The sequence below is a fragment of the Argonema galeatum A003/A1 genome (assembly GCF_023333595.1).
GTDB lineage: Bacteria > Cyanobacteriota > Cyanobacteriia > Cyanobacteriales > Aerosakkonemataceae > Argonema > Argonema galeatum.
The window spans coordinates 23,553-41,768 of the sequence record NZ_JAIQZM010000009.1; the positions used below are offsets into that span (position 1 = coordinate 23,553).

Below are 18,216 nucleotides of genomic sequence, written 5' to 3' on the forward strand. Positions count from 1 at the left end.
GAGCAGATAATATCGAACTAGCGATCGCATCCTACACCGCCGCACTCCAAGTCTACACCCGTGAAGCCTTTCCCCAACAATGGGCAACGACCCAAAATAATCTGGGAAATGCCTACAGTAACAGAATTAGAGAAGATAGAGCAGATAATATCGAAAAAGCGATCGCATCCTACACCGCCGCACTCCAAGTCTACACCCGTGAAGCCTTTCCCCAAGATTGGGCAATGACCCAAAATAATCTGGGTGCTGCCTACAGTGACAGAATTAGATCAGATAGAGCAGATAATATCGAACTAGCGATCGCATCCTACACCGCCGCACTCCAAGTCTACACCCGTGAAGCCTTTCCCCAAGATTGGGCTATGACCCAAAATAATCTGGCGGTTGCCTACAGTGACAGAATTAGAGAAGATAAAGCAGATAATATCGAACTAGCGATCGCATCATACACCGCCGCACTCCAAGTCCGCACCCGTACTCAGTTCCCATTTGAAAATGTACAAACTCTGAATAACTTAGGTTGGGAGTATCTGGCAAAACTAGATTATCTCCATCAAACCAAACCAGATGACGCCAAACAAAAAGAAACAACTCTCCAAAGTGCATATCATACCTTTAAAGATGCGATCGCCGGAGCCGCCTACCTACGGAAGTTGATTCAATCCGGGAATGAAATTAAGCAAAAACACGATTTAGAGTGGGATAAACTCTACATGGGCATGGTGCAGGTATGCCTAGAACGGGACAGCAACCAAGAAGCGCTAGAATATGCCGAAGCCAACAAAGCCCGCAATCTCGCCGAACTAATCGCCCAAAAACAGCCAACTCCCAAAGTCCTCACACCCATCACCTTCACGGAAATTACCCAACTCCTCACCACCCCAGACACCGCCCTGATTGAGTGGTACATCACCGACGAAGAAATCATCACCTTTGTCCTCACTTCCCCCGACGTGCTGAAAGTACATCGCAGTCGTCAACGAAATGAATTAATCGATTTAGTTAATGAATATCGGGCAGATTACAGACAAAGCAAAAGCCACTGGCAAACTCAACTCCCCACCTATCTCCAACGTCTTGCCAATCTCCTAGAAATTACCACAATTCTCCCCGCCAAAAGTACCCGCTTAATCCTAATTCCCCACTGGTTTCTGCACCTGTTTGCCCTTCACGCCCTCCCCCTCACCGATGGCGAATTTGTCCTAGATAAATTTCTCCAAGGCATTCAATACGCCCCCAGTTGCCAACTCCTGCAACAGATCGAAATTCACCCCAATTTTGACCAACTTCTCGCCCTGCAAAACCCCACTTTGGATCTTTCCTACACCGATTTAGAAGTCACCTGCATTGCCCCTAAATTCCCCATTCGTCAAATTCTCCCCGGCAAAGAAGCCAGTAAAATCAATCTCTTAGAACAATACTTAGAACAGTTACAAAACGCCCACTGCGCCCACTTCTCCTGTCACGGTTCCTTCAATGCCGAGAATCCGCTAAACTCTTTTCTTGCCCTCTCGGAGAGTATTATCAAGGAAGAGGAATCTCAATCTTCCCAACCTGGAGATCCCCCCCAACCCCCCTTAAGAAGGGGGGAGACGGAAATTGTCAAAGTCCCCCTTATTAAGGGGGATTTAGGGGGATCACAACCTGGAGATCCCCCCCAACCCCCCTTAAGAAGGGGGGAGACGGAAATTGTCAAAGTCCCCCTTCTTAAGGGGGATTTAGGGGGATCAAATCGTTACGTTGCATGGCGCGATGGTAAAACAGCCGACATTACCAAATGCCTCACCTTAGCTGAAATTTTCCAACTCCAACTAAAACAGTGCCGTTTAGTCGTCCTCTCCGCCTGCGAAACCGCCCTGATTGATACGCAAAATCGGTCAGATTATATTGGATTACCAACAGGATTTCTCCACGCAGGCGCAATGGGAACCCTGGCCAGTCTTTGGGCCGTCAACGACCTCTCCACCGCCTTGATTATGGTAAAATTCTATGAGTTACTCAAACCCGGAGTCAGCATTGGTCAAGCCCTCCATGACACCCAGCGCTGGTTTAAGTCTGCCCTTACTTCAGATTTGCTACAATGGGTGAAAAGTTCCGATAGTTTCGATGCCGACCAAAAAGAAGACATTACAGAGGTGCTAGAAAGGTTCAATGAAACTGAAAAACCTTACAGCAGCGTTTATCATTGGGCAGCGTTTTGTGCGATCGGTTTATAATAATCTAATAGACCTCTCCAAAAAAGAATGTAGAGACGTTGCATGCAACGTCTCTACGAGGGTTACAGGTAACGCACCTTTAATTTCTGGAGAGGTCTAATCTAATCTAATCCATGAAAACCGATAGCCTATTTTACACCATCTTCAAACAATTTCCCTCTGTTTTCTTTGACCACGATCAGAAAGAGTCTGATCGAATTGTTAGAGACTATCATAGTTTACAAGTTACCCCAAAAACCCAGAGAGGAAATTATCGCCATGTTTGAACTAAGTGACTTAAAGAAAACCAGATTTTATCAAGACATTCAGGCTGAAGTGCAAGCTGAAGCACAAGTACAAATAGCTGAAGCTAAACAGCGAGAAAAAGCTGCAATCGTCAGAATGGCTAGTCTGGGATTAAGTACAGAACAAATTGCTACAGTCTTAGATTTACCTGTGGCTGAAGTGGAAGCAACTATCGCTGAAGCTGCACAAAATTAATTAGCAGATTCGTAGGGTGTGTCAGGCGATAAAACCTTGTATAAATCGAACTCGTTAAAAATTTGACGCACCTACAAAATTGACACCTAATGAATTCAGAAAACATCCATTTGTGAGGTAAATTTTATGATGAAAAACATGATTTTGTTAGAAATATATACAGCCATTACCACCGCATCAGAGATTCTTACACCGGAATTTATTAACGAATTACTAGAGAAGGTTTTGCCTATATGTGACTCTGATGCTGATGATAAAGCCGTCAAAGAAGAGATTAATAAACTCTATCGAAATTTTCCAGAAGTAAGAGATAAAATAGGCAATCTATTGAGAAAAAGTATTGATGATTATGATTCTACATCTACTCCAGGCTACGAAACCATTACTAACAACTATCCTGACATCAAAAAGCTAGAAGCAAGCTTGAAGAAACGCCTGAATAAAAACCAACCCCCCACCCCAGATGCTAAAAATTGATCATCCCCAAGTCTATATCTATAGCTATCAACTCAGCCGGGAACCTGAAACCGAAGTTCACTCTATCTGGACTTGGGCAAATAATATCTGGAAAGATTTTAGTCACGAAATAAACCCGATTTCGTCAAAAGAAAATCTCAGTAATATTCTCAGTAAACCAAAAAAATTTAACTACTCAGATCAAATTCAAGGTTCTTTTAGGTTTTGCAGTCTGGATGATAGTGTAGGCATTTTAGCCAGAATTGGTAGCCCAGAAACAAAAGAAAATAAATACCTAGAAATCACAGAATTAAACCAATTTAATGATAAGAATCTAATCCTTCCTGAAAGTTATCAAAACTGGCTGGGGCAGACTATTTTTATTACCTATAAATTAAGTATATATATAACTCCTACTACAGAACAACTCAAAGAACTAGCGGATGAATGTGTAAAAAGTCTATTACCAGCATCCCATCGTCCCCCTTTCTACCGAACTACTAAATTATTCGATCGGCCCATTTTTGAATACAGCGATCTCAAGGGACAATTACAAATTTTTGTCTATCTCATTGATGATACCACGGAGAAAAAACTTGGCAGCATTCTGCAACCTTTATTTGAGCTATTTTTTCATCGCCATAAAATCACCAAAGCCTTCATCGATAGCCGCACCAACTATAATTTAGCCCATGAATTCTACACAATCATAGAAAATACTATTGAAAATTTAAAACTAGAAACCGATACAAATAATGAGCAAATTAACAAGACAAATGAAGATTTGCGAGGATTAAAAACTCAAGTCAAACAGCTACTCTATGACAGCTTGAATTACGAAAGAACATTGCAAACCTTAGAAGAGTTAGATAATCTGATTAGCATTCATATTTATAACTATCAACAAAAGCTCTCGGAAATTTGCGAAAAATGCCAACTCCAACCAGAGCATTTAACTACTTTTAGTCTGTTTATCGAAAAAACCAGTCCCTATTTTCAAAGACAAATTAAAGGCGATTTAGGTTATTTTCAACACGGCACAAATTTAATTGACACTGCGATCGCATCTATCCGAGGTATAGTAGAGATAGAACAAGCTGAGATCGATCGCCTTTGGCAAAATCAAGAAAAAGATCGCGATCGCCAATTACAAAATACTATTGCTGTCGTTGGTGTAGGAATAGGTTTTGCAGGAGTTGCTGCTACTGCATCACCTTATATCTTTGAAGCAAAACCAAACCAAAAATTAACAATAAATCCGGTTCACTTGCAACCTTCTTTTGGTCTAAACCCGCCGCATCACTTAACACTTTCTCTTCTATTCAGCTTAGGCGCTGGGTTAGTCGGAGTTACGATCGCAGCGAGAGTGATGCGACATATTCAGCAACATCCAAAAAGTCCGATCGCTCGTACTGTAAATTTCATTTTAGGCAATTCACAGGCGCAAGAAAACAAAGTTCCCCCCTCCTAATCTGTCACAAATGGAAAGCAAATGGATGTGATTCTCTGTCATACAACAGCAGATTTTGACGCTCTGGGAGCGGCTGTAGGGCTGACGCGCCTGAAAGCTGGGGCGAAAATTGTCTTACCTGGGGGCGCACACCCAGTGGTGCGGGATTTTTTGGCGTTGCACCGGGATGAGTTTGCTTTGATGGAACGTCGATCGATAAATCCCGAACAAATTCGCTCTGTGACGATCGTAGATACTCAACAACGCGATCGCTTGGGAAAAGCAGCTGAGTGGTTAGATCTACCTCACCTGACTGAAATTATCCTCTACGACCATCATCTCAATCAAGATACAGATATCCCCGCCACTCAAACTTATATCGAGTCGGTGGGAGCCACTACAACTCTGGTTGTGGAACATTTGCAAAAATTAGCAGGAGAGCCGGGGACTCCAGGAGCAGAGGGGAAACTTTCAGAACTATTCCTGACGCCAGCGGAGGCGACCGTGATGGCGTTGGGTATCCACGTTGATACGGGATCTCTCACATTTGAGCATACGACGCCCAGAGACGCCGCTGCTTTGGCTTGGTTGATGACGCAAGGGGTAAGCCTTAAGGCGATCGCAGAATATGTCGATCCCGGTTTGTCTCGCCAATTGCAGGAACTCCTGAAGGTTGCGCTAAATAATTTGCAAAGCACAACTCAGTGGGGTTACACAATATCTTGGTGTCTGTTAAATACAGAGGGTTTTGTGCCCGGTTTATCCAGTCTTACCACACAATTACTGGAGTTAACTGAAAGCGATGCTGTGTTTCTGGCGGCGAGATATCCCTTGCGGGAAGAAGAGAACAGGAGTGGGGGAGTGGGGGAGCAGAGGGGCAGAGGAGCAGAGGGGCAGAGGGGCAGAGGGGCAGAGGGGCAGGGGGGTGGGGGAGTGGGGGAGGAAGAAGAATCAGCGATCGCAAATCCAAAATCTGAAATCCCAAATCCAAAATCGGACGATCGCTTAACGGTGATCGGTCGATCGCGCATTGAAGGCACAAACCTCAACCAACTCTTCCAACAAATCGGTGGTGGCGGTCATTCCCAGGCAGCATCTGCAAGTCTGCGGGGGGTAGATCCACTACCAATCTTAGAACAACTGGTCGAACAAATCGAAAATCAGATTCCCCATCCTCCCACAGCACAGGAGTTGATGTCTTCTCCAGTGCGAACAATTCGCCCAGATACAACAATTGAACAAGCCCAGCGAATATTATTGCGGTACGGACATTCTGGGTTATCTGTGGTAGATAACCAAGATCGGTTAGTTGGCATTATTTCCAGGCGAGATATTGATATTGCGCTGCATCACGGTTTCAGTCATGCAAGGGTAAAAGGCTACATGACGACTAATCTAAAAACGATCGCACCTGATACCTCGCTACCGGAGATTGAGTCGCTCATGGTAACTTACGATATCGGGCGATTGCCAGTTTTGGAAACTGGACAGCTAGTGGGAATTGTTACCCGCACCGATGTTTTGCGGCTGATCCATCAGGAAAAGGCCAAAGTCAAAAGTCAAAAATCAGAAGAAAATTTGCCTTTAGCCTCTTGCCTTTTGCCTTCTATTCGCGATCGTCTCGCTCCCCCACTTTGGCAATTACTTGAAAAAGCATCTCAGCAGGCAGAAAAACGCGGTTGGCATCTCTATCTAGTCGGGGGTGCAGTGCGGGATTTGCTCCTCGTGCGATCGGCTAATATCCTGATGATTGAAGATATCGACTTAGTAGTAGATGGTTTTCATAAATCAGCCGATGTTGGCGCGGGTGTAGAATTAGCAAAAGCGCTTCAGCAACTCTATCCCAATGCTCGCTTAGACGTTCACGGTCAATTTCAAACAGCTGCCCTTTTGTGGCATAACGATCCAGAGTTGGGTTCTCTTTGGGTAGATATTGCCACCGCGAGGACGGAATTTTATCCTTATCCAGCTGCCAATCCAGAAGTGGAAGCCAGTTCTATTCGTCAAGACCTTTATCGACGAGATTTTACCATTAATGCTTTGGCTGTGCGGCTAAACGAACCGCGTCCTGGCGAGCTATTAGATTTCTTTGGCGGGGTATTGGATTTACAATCTCGGCAGATTCGGGTTTTGCACGCCAATAGCTTTATCGAAGATCCGACGCGGATTTATCGTGCTGTGCGGTTTGCTGTGCGGTTGGGATTTGAGATTGAGGCTCAGACAGCGCGGTATATCCGCTATGCTCTAGCCAGCGGTATCTACGAGCAAGTTCAGGGGAAAAATGGTCGTGCGCCTGCGTTGGAAACTCGACTCAAAAGCGAACTGAAGTACATTTTGCAAGCTCCGTACTGGAAACCCGCTTTGCAATTACTGGCAAATTTGGGGGCGTTGCGCTGCATCCATCCTACCTTGGAATTAGATGAGAAACTGTGGTGGCAAGTGCGTTTGCTCGATCGCTGTCTGCGGCGTTTCGATCCGCAAAAAAGTATTGCACATTGGCAAACGCGACTGGAAGTTTTAATCGCTTATCTGATACCGGAATATCGCGGTAAAGTAGTAACAAATCTCCAGCTACCTGTAGATAGTATCGAAAGGCTGCAAAACTTGGCTCTGGCTCAATCTGAGGTGATGGAAACTTTATCTAAGTGCGATCGCAAAAGTGAAATTGTGCGATCGTTGCGTCGATACGATTTGCCTACTCTCATATTAATTGCAGTACAAAGTCCAAGAGACGTGCGGCGGAAAATCTGGCTTTATCTGACAGACTGGAGAAATGTAAAAGCTCCCCTCAACGGCAACGATCTGAAAGCCTTGGGATATAAACCAGGGCCGCAGTATAGTAAAATGTTGGATGATTTATTGGCGGCGACGCTGGATGGGGCAGGGGTAGTGTGCGATCGGGCATCTGCTGAAGCATTTTTGGCCGAACATTTTCCTAAACCAGCAAAATAACGCCACCGCACTCTGCTTTACTCAGCACTTTGCTACAGGGGTGGTGGTTGGGTTTCGTTCCTCAACCCAACCTACAGCTACAGCTAAAGCGTTGACTTTCTTGTATAGCAACCGCTTTCGTCGGTTAAGACATTCTGAATTCCTGAAACGTTGGCGGATTCTAAACCCTTCTGACCCTAGCCCCTAGCCCCTAGTCCCTAGTCCCTAGCTATACTTATGGTGAAGCGATTCCAATACCAGAGAAGCCTGAGATAAACGACATCCGTAAATAGCGTCCAACGGCTGATTTGCCAGGGTTGTGTACTTAGGTAATTCCAAGAATTCCAAATAATTCGGTTTCCTAGATTATAATCCATAAGTGCTTCTCGGCTATTGCTGGCGTCTTTTGGCCAATGTTGAATCAAAATTTTGAAGTAGTCTGTTTTCCTTGCTAGTGTTTCTATGTTTAAACTGGGAGAGAGGAACCAAAATAGCATATTTAACATGGATTTGATGAAGGCTGTTGACTCACCTGCTAGACTAGCTTCAAAGGCCAAGGCAGATTCTTTTAAGAGTTGGTAATCTGAGTTAATTGTTGCTTTCAGAATGTCTGACATTGGTGTCAAGACTGCTAAGCGTCTTTTCAGACGATCGCTATCTTTAGGATACTTGGCAAGTCGGTGAGCAAAAGCATCCTCTGAAGCAGCTAGAGCTTCATTAAAATAAATCAGAGCCTTTCGCGAACGAAGGTCTATATTCAGGGAACTCTCATGCTGGCGGTATCCTATTGTAGTCGATCGATTTTCGATTAAAGGTTGAGCAACACTGAGTCTAAACCAAGTATAAGCATCACCATAACCGCTAAATTTCGCTGGCCAACCACCCATTTCATTTAGTGCATCGCGGCGAATCACAACAGATGAATTTGTGGGAATTTTATTTTTAGGGAAATCCCGCCAGGGATCGAATGGCACTGCATTTAATTTTGGCGATGGAAAGACAAGGCTATCATCTGAATTGAAAAATAGGCAACTACTAAATGCAGCAGGACATTGAGGATTTTGTTCCAGAATACTGCTGAGAATTCGCAAGTGAGATGGATGCCAAATATCATCATGATCCAAGAAGGCAACTAGCGGCGCGTTCGTGTGCCGAAAGCCAAATTCACAAGCCGAATTTTCCCCTTTGCCGGAATTGCGAAGTAATGTCACCCCTGGGAAAGATCGAACAATTTCCGGCGACCCATCCTCCGAACCGTCATCGACAACCACTACTTCGACTGGAGGGTGTTCTTGAGAGAAAACTGACTCCAGAGTTTGGCGAATCCATTTAGCTCCGTTGAATAGAGTGATTATAACAGCGACATCCATAGTTTTTCCTCGATCTTGAACGCCTGTTGACTCTCGCTATACCGCCTTGGTTAGCCGGGGATGGAAAGCAGTAATTTTTTGGCAGATCGAATCCACCAAAATTCTGCTAAAATTAATCATCGCAGAAGCATCTTTTGAATAGTGCTGTTTGGATTATATAAGTTTTATGGATCGGACTAGAAAGCTTACATTTAATTTAAGCATTCCCGATTTGGTGAAGAAGCAAGCGGAAAAAAACCCCGATGCGATCGCAATTGCAGCCATCGGACGTACCCCACTCACCTATCGCCGTCTAGATATTCACATTAACGATATAGTAACTGCACTCAACGCCATTGGGATCGATCGCCATGACCGCGTTGCGATCGTCCTTCCCAATGGCCCAGAAATGGCAGTTGCCTTTCTAGCTGTAGCCTCCACCGCCACCTGTGCCCCCCTCAATCCAGCTTATCGCACCGCCGAATTTGACTTTTATTTGTCCGATCTAAATGCCAAAGCGTTAATTATTCAGTCGGGAATTGCCGAATCAGCCAAAACCGTCGCCCAAGAACGAGGCATACCCATCATTGAATTATCCCCACTCTTAGAAGCAGAAGCAGGTATTTTCACCTTAACTTATCAAGACTTTCCGCAAAATCCCACATCCCACATCGAACATCCCACATCGGATCATGTAGCTTTAGTGCTGCATACTTCCGGGACAACTTCCCGTCCCAAAATTGTGCCGCTGACCCATAACAACCTCTACACTTCGGCTCATAACATTGGCGTGGCCCTAAATTTGGCAAAAAGCGATCGCTGTTTGAATGTAATGCCCCTATTTCACATTCACGGCTTAATCGGTGCCCTACTATCATCCCTCAATGTTGGAGCCAGTATCGTTTGCACTCCAGGTTTTGACACTACGAAATTCTTTGCTTGGGTAGCAGAAACGCGCCCGACCTGGTACAGCGCTGTACCCACTATGCACCAAGCAATCTTGGCTGTATCTCAAGCAAACATCAAGATCATTGCTAGCTGTCCTCTCAGGCTAATTCGCTCCTCCTCCGCTTCCTTATCGCCACAAGTTATGGTGGAGTTGGAAAAGACATTTAACGTTCCGGTAATTGAGGCTTATGGGATGACAGAAGCTTCCCATCAAATGGCTAGTAATCCTCTACCTCCCCAAATACGAAAACCTGGTTCGGTGGGAGTAGCCGCAGGGCCAGAAATAGCCATTATGGACGAAGCTGGCAATTTGTTACCGCCCGAAGAAGTGGGTGAAGTGGTGATTCGAGGAGTTAACGTCACCCTTGGCTACGAAAATAATCCAGAAGCCAACAAAACTGCCTTCACTAACGGTTGGTTTCGCACTGGTGATTTAGGTTATTTAGATGTTGATAATTATCTATTTTTAAAAGGTCGCATCAAAGAAATCATTAATCGTGGCGGTGAAAAAATTTCTCCTCGTGAAATTGATGAAGTGCTACTCGATCATCCAGCGATCGCGCAGGTAGTCGCCTTTGCCGTTCCTCATCCATTATTGGGTGAAAATGTAGCTGCTACCGTCGTCCTCAAACCGGAATATACCGCTACAGAGCAAGAAATAAAGGAGTTTGCAGCAACACGACTGGCTGATTTTAAAGTTCCCAGCATCATCGTGTTTGTCGATGAAATTCCTAAAGGGCCGACAGGCAAATTACAACGAATTGGTTTAGCTGAAAAACTAGGATTAATAGCACAAGAACCGACCATAACCAAACGAGAATATACTCCCCCACGCACAAACTTAGAAGAAAAGTTGGCCAAAATTTGGTCTGAGGTTTTAGGTATACAAGAAGTTGGTATTCACGATAACTTCTTCTCTCTAGGAGGACACTCCTTGCTAGCTGTAGAACTGATCGATCGAGTACAAAAGATTATTGATGTCGATCTTCCTGTCGCAACTCTTATTCAAGCCTCAACAGTTGCAGAATTAGCCAGCCTAATTTCTCGCCCCAAAAGTACCTCCAAGTTTTGGGCTACTTTAGTGCAAATTAAACGTAACGGATCTCAACCGCCGTTCTTCTTTCATGCAGGCGGTACTGGTGCGATCAGTTGGACTCAATTTGGTCGTCGTTTTACGAGCGATCGCCCCTTTTATGTTCTACAACATCCAGCCTTGGTCGGCAAATCTATGTCTGAGACTTCGATCGAACAAATGGCGGCTGATTGTGTTGAAGAAATCCGAGCTATCCAACCCAAAGGCCCTTATTTTATCGGAGGTCATTGTACTGGCGGGATTATTGCTTTCGAGATGGCTCATCAGCTTCGCGATCGAGGTGAAAAAATAGCCCTGCTTGCTTTAGTGGATGCCGACGCACCTATAGATTTACCGAAAGAAGATATATTATGGCAGAGCAAAGCATTCTTTTATAAATTGATTTTTTTGGTTTATGAAGCATATTATTCTTCTATTAATAAAGTTGTTTCATTTTATGAATTTTACAATTATTACCATGTGGATAAATTAAGAGAACGCGGACTGATAGGCAAAGTAACTTACATTGGCGATCGATTGTTCGAGAAAGTGAAATTGAAGTTGAAGTTGAATAAAGTGCTTCCTGACAAGGTTTTCAAAACCAAGATAGGCAAACATGAAAATAATCACGAGATTAATATGCCCAAATCAAGTGAGTTTGTTCCCCACCTACTTCGCTACCAAGAGGCTGCCAATATAAATCAAGCAGCTAAAGATAAGTATGTGCCGCGACTCTATGGAGGCAAAATCACTCTCTTTCGTGCCAGTATACAGAAATTAGAATGGCACTTCGGCCCTACATTAGGTTGGTCAGAACTAGCAGCGGATGAAGTGGAAAGCTACAAAATTCCAGGTCTTGCCGATCGCTTATTTGAACCGTTGTCTGTTCCCCTGTTAGTTGAAAAAGTGAAAGTTTCCTTAGATGAAGCACAAGCAGAGCAAACCAACTCGATCTCTGTGTAACTTTAGGCTCAGTAAAAGAGAACCGTAAGTTACTCAACTGTTGTTTGTAAGATAGTTTGTCTAATAATTCACCAGCATATCTTCTTTTTCGATATTATCATGTCAACCACCAATAAAGCGAGAAAATAATGCCGACCGCTGATGATGTCCAACTTGGTAATAACGTAAAAATTTTCCATCCAGATCTAGTCAATCTCTATGGTTGCACGATCGGCGACGAAACGAAAATTGGTACATTTGTGGAAATCCAAAAAAATGTTGTCGTCGGGTCGCGGGTTAAAATATCTTCGCATACCTTTATTTGCGAGGGCGTGACTATTGAGGATGAGGTTCTCATCGCTCATGGGGTCATGTTCACCAACGATCTCTACCCCCGCGCAACGAATGAAGATGGTAGCCTAAAAACTGATGACGATTGGGAAACTCTCAAGACGCTAGTGAAACGTAGAGCATCCATTGGCAGCAATGCCACCATCTTACCAAATGTGACGATCGGAGAAAATGCCATCGTAGGCTCTGGGGCAGTCGTGACTCGCGATGTCCCCGATTATGCGATCGTTGCTGGAGTACCCGCTCGACTCATCGGCGATGTCCGCCAGCCCTAAATATTCGGTACGTTGTTGCGCTTTAGCGCTCTTTAAGATAGCGCTAAAGCGCAACAACATACCTCAATGAACTCTAGTTCAGATACCCGACTTCGCCTTCACCAAACATCAGTCAAATCTAGAACAAATCCTAGTAGCAGATATTCCCCAGATACAGAGGTAGGATTATTTAATATTTCCACTTCTCTTTCATGCCTGTATATCTCAACTTTCCGATTTTTCCGATCGATTAGCCATCCCAAAATAGCACCATTTGCTATATATTCCCGCATCTTTTCTCGCAATGGTTCCATATTGTCAGATTTGGAACGCAATTCCACCACAAAATCTGGACAAATGGGAGCGAAACCTTCTTTTTCTGTGGGTGTGAGAGCTTCCCATCTTTCTAATTTAACCCAAGAGGCATCAGGCGATCGGTCTGCCCCGTTGGGCAATTGAAAACCACTAGAAGAATCAAATACTACCCCTAGTTTAGTTTGGCGGTTCCATAGCCAAAGCTGTCCTTCAATATCTAGGTTACGGTTGCCTGTCTCGCTTCCAGTTGGGGGCATAACTATTAATTCTCCTGTCGCTGTTCTCTCTAGCCTTAAGTCACGGTTGACGATCGCAATTTGTTGGAATTGTTCGTGAGTTACTTTGAAGGTTTGGGGAATGGCAATGGTGGGGTTGGGCATACTATACAACCTCGCGTATAAGTTATTATTTACTTTATTCTGTCATAAAAAGCAGTGAAATGACTGGAGAGCGATTTTTTTAGGCAATCGATGCAACCGGACATGATATAAGATGGGAAAAGGTTTACCACCGCAGAATAAATCAATTTCATGGCTAGTCAAAATGGAAACAATTAATATCGGTGTAATCGGCTATGGCTACTGGGGACCGAATCTGGTGCGGAATTTTGCTGACATACCAGAAACGCAGGTGATAGCAGTTAGCGATCGCAAACCTCAATGTTTAGCTAAAGTGCAGGCTCGATATCTCAATATTCAGGTGACAACAAATACTCAAGACCTCTTTGAAAACCCAAAAATTGATGCGATCGCAATTGCTACGCCAGTTTCAACCCACTTCGATTTGGCTTTGGCAGCATTGCAGGCAGGCAAGCACGTGCTGGTGTCGAAGCCACTCACAGAAACAAACGTCCGAACAGGCTTTGCGACTGATTGAGGAGGCCGATCGACGCCAGTTGGTACTAATGGTAGATCATACTTTCATCTACACGGGTGCTGTCCGCAAAATGCAAGAAGTGATAGCCAACAACGAATTATCTAATATTTATTATTACGATTCAGTCCGTGTCAATCTGGGATTGTGTCAACACGATGTAAATGTCATCTGGGATTTGGCAGTACACGACCTCTCAATTATGGATTACGTATTGACCTCAAAACCAGTAGCCGTTTCAGCGATCGGCATGAGTCATATTTCAGGAAAACCTGAGAATATCAGCTATTTGACATTGTTGTTCGATGCCAATTTAATCGCTCACATCCACGTTAATTGGTTAGCACCTGTGAAAGTTCGTCGCACCCTGAACGGTTACATCGCAAAATGATCGTTTATGATGACTTAGAGCCCAGCGAAAAAGTCAAAATTTACGACAAAGGAATTACACTTACTAACAATTCTGAAAACATCTATCAAATGCTGATTGATTATCGCACAGGAGATATGTGGGCACCCCAGTTAGATATTACCGAACCTTTATATCTAGATCTGTTACACTTTGTTGACTGCATCAAACTCAACAAGCGCCCCATAACAGACGGTCAAACTGGATTGCAGGTCGTGAAAATACTCGAAGCTGCTACAGAGTCCATGAAAGAACAAGGTAAGCTAATCCAACTTTCTTAGATCCCCGACTTCTTAAAGAAGTCGGGGATCTAAAGAAGTCGATCTAGTCAAAACTCCTGATTCAAATAAAATGAGAACGCAAATAGTCAAAGCCGTTCACGGCACACAAGAAGTAAAGCCCGATCCCGAATTTGAAATTGGACTGGCGGAGTATCTTCGCGATCATTACGCACGAGAGGGTTTAATTGAGTTATATGCCCGCTTTGCGATCGGCGATGGCGATTTCGATTGGCGAATGCGACGAGCCATTTGGCGGGCAGTAGCACGTCAGTTCGGACACAATGTATCGATCGGCAGTAATGTGGGATTTAAACATTTAGAAACTTTTGAGATTGGCAATAATGTGTTTATTGGCGCTCAAAGCTATATCCAGGGACGGTTCGATGGTAAGTGTGCGATCGGAAATCACGTTTGGATCGGCCTTCAGAGTTATTTTGATGCTCGCCATATTATAATCGAAGATTATGTCGGTTGGGGGCCAGGGGCAAAAGTGCTAGGTTCTACCCATACCGGATCGCCGATTGAAGTCCCAATTATCCAAACAGACCTCGAAATCAAACCTGTCAAGATTGAAACTGGAGCTGATATTGGGATGAATGCCACGATTTTACCTGGTGTAACAGTTGGAAAAAAAAGTATTGTAGGTGCTGGAGCAGTTGTCACGAAGGATGTACCACCGTTTGCGATCGTAGCTGGTGTCCCGGCTCGGTTTTTACGCTGGCGAGAAGAATCAATACCTATAGAGGTTTCAGAAAATGCAGGATAAACGAGTATTAATTACGGGGGGATCGGGTTTAGTTGGCTCTCATATTGCCGAGCAGTTAGTCAAGGAGAAAGTAGCTGAGATTATTATCTTGGATAACTTTGTGCGCGGACGCCGAAAAAACCTCGATCGGGCCTTAGCTAACGGGTCAGTAACGATCGTTGAAGGCGATATTCGAGACAGCAATTTGCTAGCTGAAGTTATGCAAGGAGTTGATGTAGTTTTCCACCAAGCTGCAATTCGCATCACTCAATGCGCTGAAGAACCGCGTTTAGCATTGGAAGTGTTAGTAGACGGCACATTCAATGTGTTGGAAGCAGCAGTTAAAACAGGTGTCAAAAAGGTAGTAGCCGCCTCATCAGCCTCAGTATATGGAATGGCTGAAGAATTTCCTACATCGGAGAAACATCATCCCTACAACAACCAAACTTTCTACGGTGCGGCTAAAACTTTTAATGAGGGATTATTGCGAAGTTTCTATGAAATGTACGGTCTTAATTATGTAGCGTTACGTTACTTCAACGTCTACGGGCTTTTCATGGATATATATGGTATTTACACTGAGGTTTTGATTCGGTGGATGGAACGAATTGCTTCCAATCAACCACCGCTAATCTTTGGTGATGGTACGCAAACGATGGATTTTGTTTATGTTGACGACATCGCCAGAGCAAATATTCTAGCTGCTGCTTCCGATGTTACCGATGAAGTGTTTAATATTGCTAGTGGAGTAGAGACAAGTCTCAACGACCTCGCTCAAAGTTTGTTAACAGTAATGCGATCGAACTTAAAACTTGAATACGGCCACGCACGCAAAGTAAATCCAGTGCAGCGTCGTCTTGCCGATCCAAATAAAGCAAAACAGATGTTAGGTTTTCAAGCATCTGTGTCACTTGAAGAGGGATTGCATCACCTCGTAAACTGGTGGCAAAAAGAGCGCTATAAACATTCCATATCTTATCTTATCTGCGTTTATCTGCGTTTATCTGTCTTCATCTGCGGTAAAAATTTAACCAACGATTCCAACAGACAATTTCCCGATATCACTCATAGTATAATTTTTCCAAGCCGAATATAAACAAATTTATAATGTGGAAAAGGCTAAGGACTTTTGTTGGGGAACGGCGCGGCGTACTGATTACAGCTCCCAGCGTAGCGGGACTGTTAATTGCGTTGCGCTTCGCCGGATGGTTACAATTGCTGGAATTAGGGGCGCTGGATTGGTTTTTTCGCCTGCGTCCCCCAGAACCGATCGATCGCCGCATTGTTATTGTAGGAATTAGCGAGTCAGATATCCAAAAAGTCGGGCAATGGCCTATCCCCGATGGTACTCTCGCCCAATTGATTGCTAAGATAAAACAGCAGAAACCTAGAGCGATCGGTTTGGATATTTATCGAGACCTACCAGTACAACCAGGTCATGATAATTTGGTAAAAGTATTTAATACGACACCTAATTTAATAGGCATCCAAAAAGTAAGTGTGGATAGAGGTTTTGCAGTTAATCCACCCCCTATATTGGGTAAACTCAATCAAGTTGGTGCTAACAATTTGGTGTTCGATCCTGATGGTAAAGTTCGTCGCGGCTTACTGTTTGTGGAAACTAAAGATGGCAAAGTAATACCTAGCTTAGGGCTTATCTTGGCTTTTATTTACCTCAAAAATGAAGGGATTGAACCTGAAAATGCAGCGGTAAATCCTGAATATTTGCAATTAAATCGAGCAGTGTTTAATCGTTTGCGATCGCATGATGGCGGCTACGCAGGTACTTATGCCCAAGGCTACCAAATATTAAAGAATTATCGGAATCCGCAAGGCAGTTTCCGAATTGTATCGATGACAGATGTTTTGTCAAATCGAATTCCACCCGATTTAGTGCGCGATGGCGCATCCGCGCCGCTTCGCGATCGCATTGTCTTGATTGGCTCAACTGCTGTCAGTTTGCAAGATTTTTATTACACTCCTTATGATAGCGATTTAATCACGGCTCCCAAGCGCACTTCTGGAGTGGAAATTCACGCTAACTTAACCAGCCAAATTATCAGCGCCGCACTTGACGATCGACCTCTAATTAAAGTTTGGTCAGATCCGTTAGAATGGTTGTGGATTTTTGGTTGGTCGCTAATTGGAGTAACTTTGGGTTGGCTGGGGCGATATCTTCCTAGTAGAATACGATTTCTCTCCGCTTATTGGACAGCGATTAGCATCATATTTGCCGGAAGTATTGCGATCGGCGGAGCTTATTTGGCTTTCCTTTATGGTTGGTGGATTCCCGTGGTTCCCTCGGTTTTGGCTTTGGTAGCGGCTGAAGTTGTTATCTCCGCTTATATTGCCAATATCGATCGCGAAGAACGCAGAATTTTGATGAATTTGTTCGCGAGTAATGTCAGCCCAAAAATAGCAGAAGCCTTGTGGCGCGACCGTCATAAATTACTAGAAGAAGGACAGCTACACGGACAAGAAATGACAGCAACTGTCCTATTTACAGATTTAAAAGGTTTCAGCAGCATTGCCGAGAATATGGACGCAAAAATACTGATGTCTTGGCTGAACGAGTACATGAAAGAAATGGCTCAAGTCGTTCTCGAACAAGATGGAGTAATTGACAAATTTATTGGCGATGCGGTGATGGCGGTGTTTGGCGTTCCCATTCCTTCTACAAATGCGGAAGCGATCGCAAATGATGCTCAAAAAGCCGTGAGTTGCGCTTTAGCAATGGGCGCAGCTCTTAACTCACTCAATCAGCAGTGGAAAACTCAAGGGCGACCGACTGTAGCCATGAGAGTAGGAATTGCCACTGGCACATTAGTTGCTGGTAGCTTGGGTAGCGCTCAAAGACAAGATTACACTATAATTGGAGATACTGTCAATATCGCCTCTCGACTCGAAAGTTACGATAAGTCTATTGATGGCGGTATTTGCCGGATTTTGATAAGCGAAGAAACTTACCGATACTGTCAAAACAAATTTACCGCAGAATTTATAGGCAGTGTTTTACTCAAGGGGCGCGAACAGCCGGTAAAAGTTTATCAAGTTCTGTTAAGAGAATCTGCTGAATAGGTGGACGAAACAAATCTGAAATGCTATATTACACAAGAGCCAAGTACTATCCTGCCTTCCTTAAAA

The 18,216-nt window shown here is 44.1% G+C and carries 15 protein-coding genes; 13 read left to right on the plus strand and 2 right to left on the minus strand.

Annotated elements, in window-relative coordinates:
- The 5 genes from LAY41_RS11645 to LAY41_RS11670 form a co-directional block, all read left to right on the plus strand.
- Window positions 1-2,216 (plus strand): CHAT domain-containing protein (locus tag LAY41_RS11645; protein ID WP_249097576.1); only part of this gene is annotated, 2,216 nt, incomplete at its 5' end.
- Between the two features lie 258 nt (window positions 2,217-2,474).
- The gene (locus LAY41_RS11655; protein ID WP_249097858.1) at window positions 2,475-2,696 is read left to right on the plus strand and encodes an RpnC/YadD family protein; all 222 of its coding nucleotides are present in this window, start codon (window positions 2,475-2,477) and stop codon (window positions 2,694-2,696) included.
- A gap of 126 nt (window positions 2,697-2,822) precedes the next feature.
- On the plus strand, window positions 2,823-3,173 hold the full coding sequence (locus LAY41_RS11660; protein ID WP_249097579.1) for a hypothetical protein: 351 nt from the start codon (window positions 2,823-2,825) through the stop codon (window positions 3,171-3,173).
- Window positions 3,160-4,623: a hypothetical protein gene (locus LAY41_RS11665; RefSeq protein ID WP_249097583.1), complete on the plus strand. Its 1,464-nt coding sequence runs from the start codon at window positions 3,160-3,162 to the stop codon at window positions 4,621-4,623. The genes LAY41_RS11660 and LAY41_RS11665 overlap by 14 nt, the downstream gene beginning before the upstream one ends.
- Before the next feature lie 21 nt (window positions 4,624-4,644).
- Complete coding sequence (locus tag LAY41_RS11670; RefSeq protein ID WP_249097586.1) at window positions 4,645-7,554, plus strand: CBS domain-containing protein; 2,910 nt, start codon at window positions 4,645-4,647, stop codon at window positions 7,552-7,554.
- A 197-nt stretch (window positions 7,555-7,751) separates the two neighbouring features.
- Here the strand turns inward: LAY41_RS11670 and LAY41_RS11675 are convergent, their stop codons facing one another.
- Window positions 7,752-8,903 (minus strand): glycosyltransferase family 2 protein, encoded by a 1,152-nt coding sequence (locus tag LAY41_RS11675; RefSeq protein ID WP_249097589.1) that lies wholly within the window; start codon window positions 8,901-8,903, stop codon window positions 7,752-7,754.
- 166 nt (window positions 8,904-9,069) lie between these two features.
- Between LAY41_RS11675 and LAY41_RS11680 the strand changes: the two genes are divergently transcribed.
- Together LAY41_RS11680 and LAY41_RS32260 are read left to right on the plus strand one after the other, a co-directional pair.
- A complete protein-coding gene (locus LAY41_RS11680) occupies window positions 9,070-11,865 on the plus strand; it encodes an AMP-binding protein (RefSeq protein ID WP_249097592.1) in 2,796 nt (931 codons plus the stop codon).
- 128 nt (window positions 11,866-11,993) lie between these two features.
- Window positions 11,994-12,470: an acyltransferase gene (locus LAY41_RS32260; protein ID WP_275974092.1), complete on the plus strand. Its 477-nt coding sequence runs from the start codon at window positions 11,994-11,996 to the stop codon at window positions 12,468-12,470.
- Between the two features lie 98 nt (window positions 12,471-12,568).
- On the opposite strand, the gene LAY41_RS11695 is transcribed toward LAY41_RS32260, so the two are convergent.
- A complete protein-coding gene (locus LAY41_RS11695; protein WP_249097595.1) occupies window positions 12,569-13,144 on the minus strand; it encodes a Uma2 family endonuclease in 576 nt (191 codons plus the stop codon).
- Window positions 13,145-13,307: 163 nt separating this feature from the next.
- Between LAY41_RS11695 and LAY41_RS11700 the strand changes: the two genes are divergently transcribed.
- From LAY41_RS11700 to LAY41_RS11725, 6 genes are all read left to right on the plus strand, one after another.
- Window positions 13,308-13,640, plus strand: a complete 333-nt coding sequence (locus tag LAY41_RS11700; protein WP_249097597.1) for a Gfo/Idh/MocA family protein — start codon at window positions 13,308-13,310, stop codon at window positions 13,638-13,640.
- On the plus strand, window positions 13,627-14,028 hold the full coding sequence (locus tag LAY41_RS11705) for a Gfo/Idh/MocA family protein (RefSeq protein ID WP_249097599.1): 402 nt from the start codon (window positions 13,627-13,629) through the stop codon (window positions 14,026-14,028). Before LAY41_RS11700 ends, LAY41_RS11705 begins: the two co-directional genes overlap by 14 nt.
- Window positions 14,025-14,327 carry a Gfo/Idh/MocA family oxidoreductase gene (locus tag LAY41_RS11710; RefSeq protein WP_249097601.1) on the plus strand — a complete coding sequence of 101 codons (303 nt, stop codon included), beginning with the start codon at window positions 14,025-14,027 and terminating at the stop codon, window positions 14,325-14,327. Before LAY41_RS11705 ends, LAY41_RS11710 begins: the two co-directional genes overlap by 4 nt.
- Window positions 14,328-14,397: 70 nt before the next feature.
- Window positions 14,398-15,093: an acyltransferase gene (locus LAY41_RS11715; RefSeq protein ID WP_249097603.1), complete on the plus strand. Its 696-nt coding sequence runs from the start codon at window positions 14,398-14,400 to the stop codon at window positions 15,091-15,093.
- Entirely contained in the window at window positions 15,083-16,168 is a 1,086-nt protein-coding gene (locus LAY41_RS11720) for an NAD-dependent epimerase/dehydratase family protein (protein WP_249097605.1), read from the plus strand. Before LAY41_RS11715 ends, LAY41_RS11720 begins: the two co-directional genes overlap by 11 nt.
- 11 nt (window positions 16,169-16,179) lie before the next feature.
- Entirely contained in the window at window positions 16,180-18,150 is a 1,971-nt protein-coding gene (locus tag LAY41_RS11725; protein WP_249097608.1) for a CHASE2 domain-containing protein, read from the plus strand.
- The last annotated feature ends 66 nt before the right edge of the window (window positions 18,151-18,216 follow it).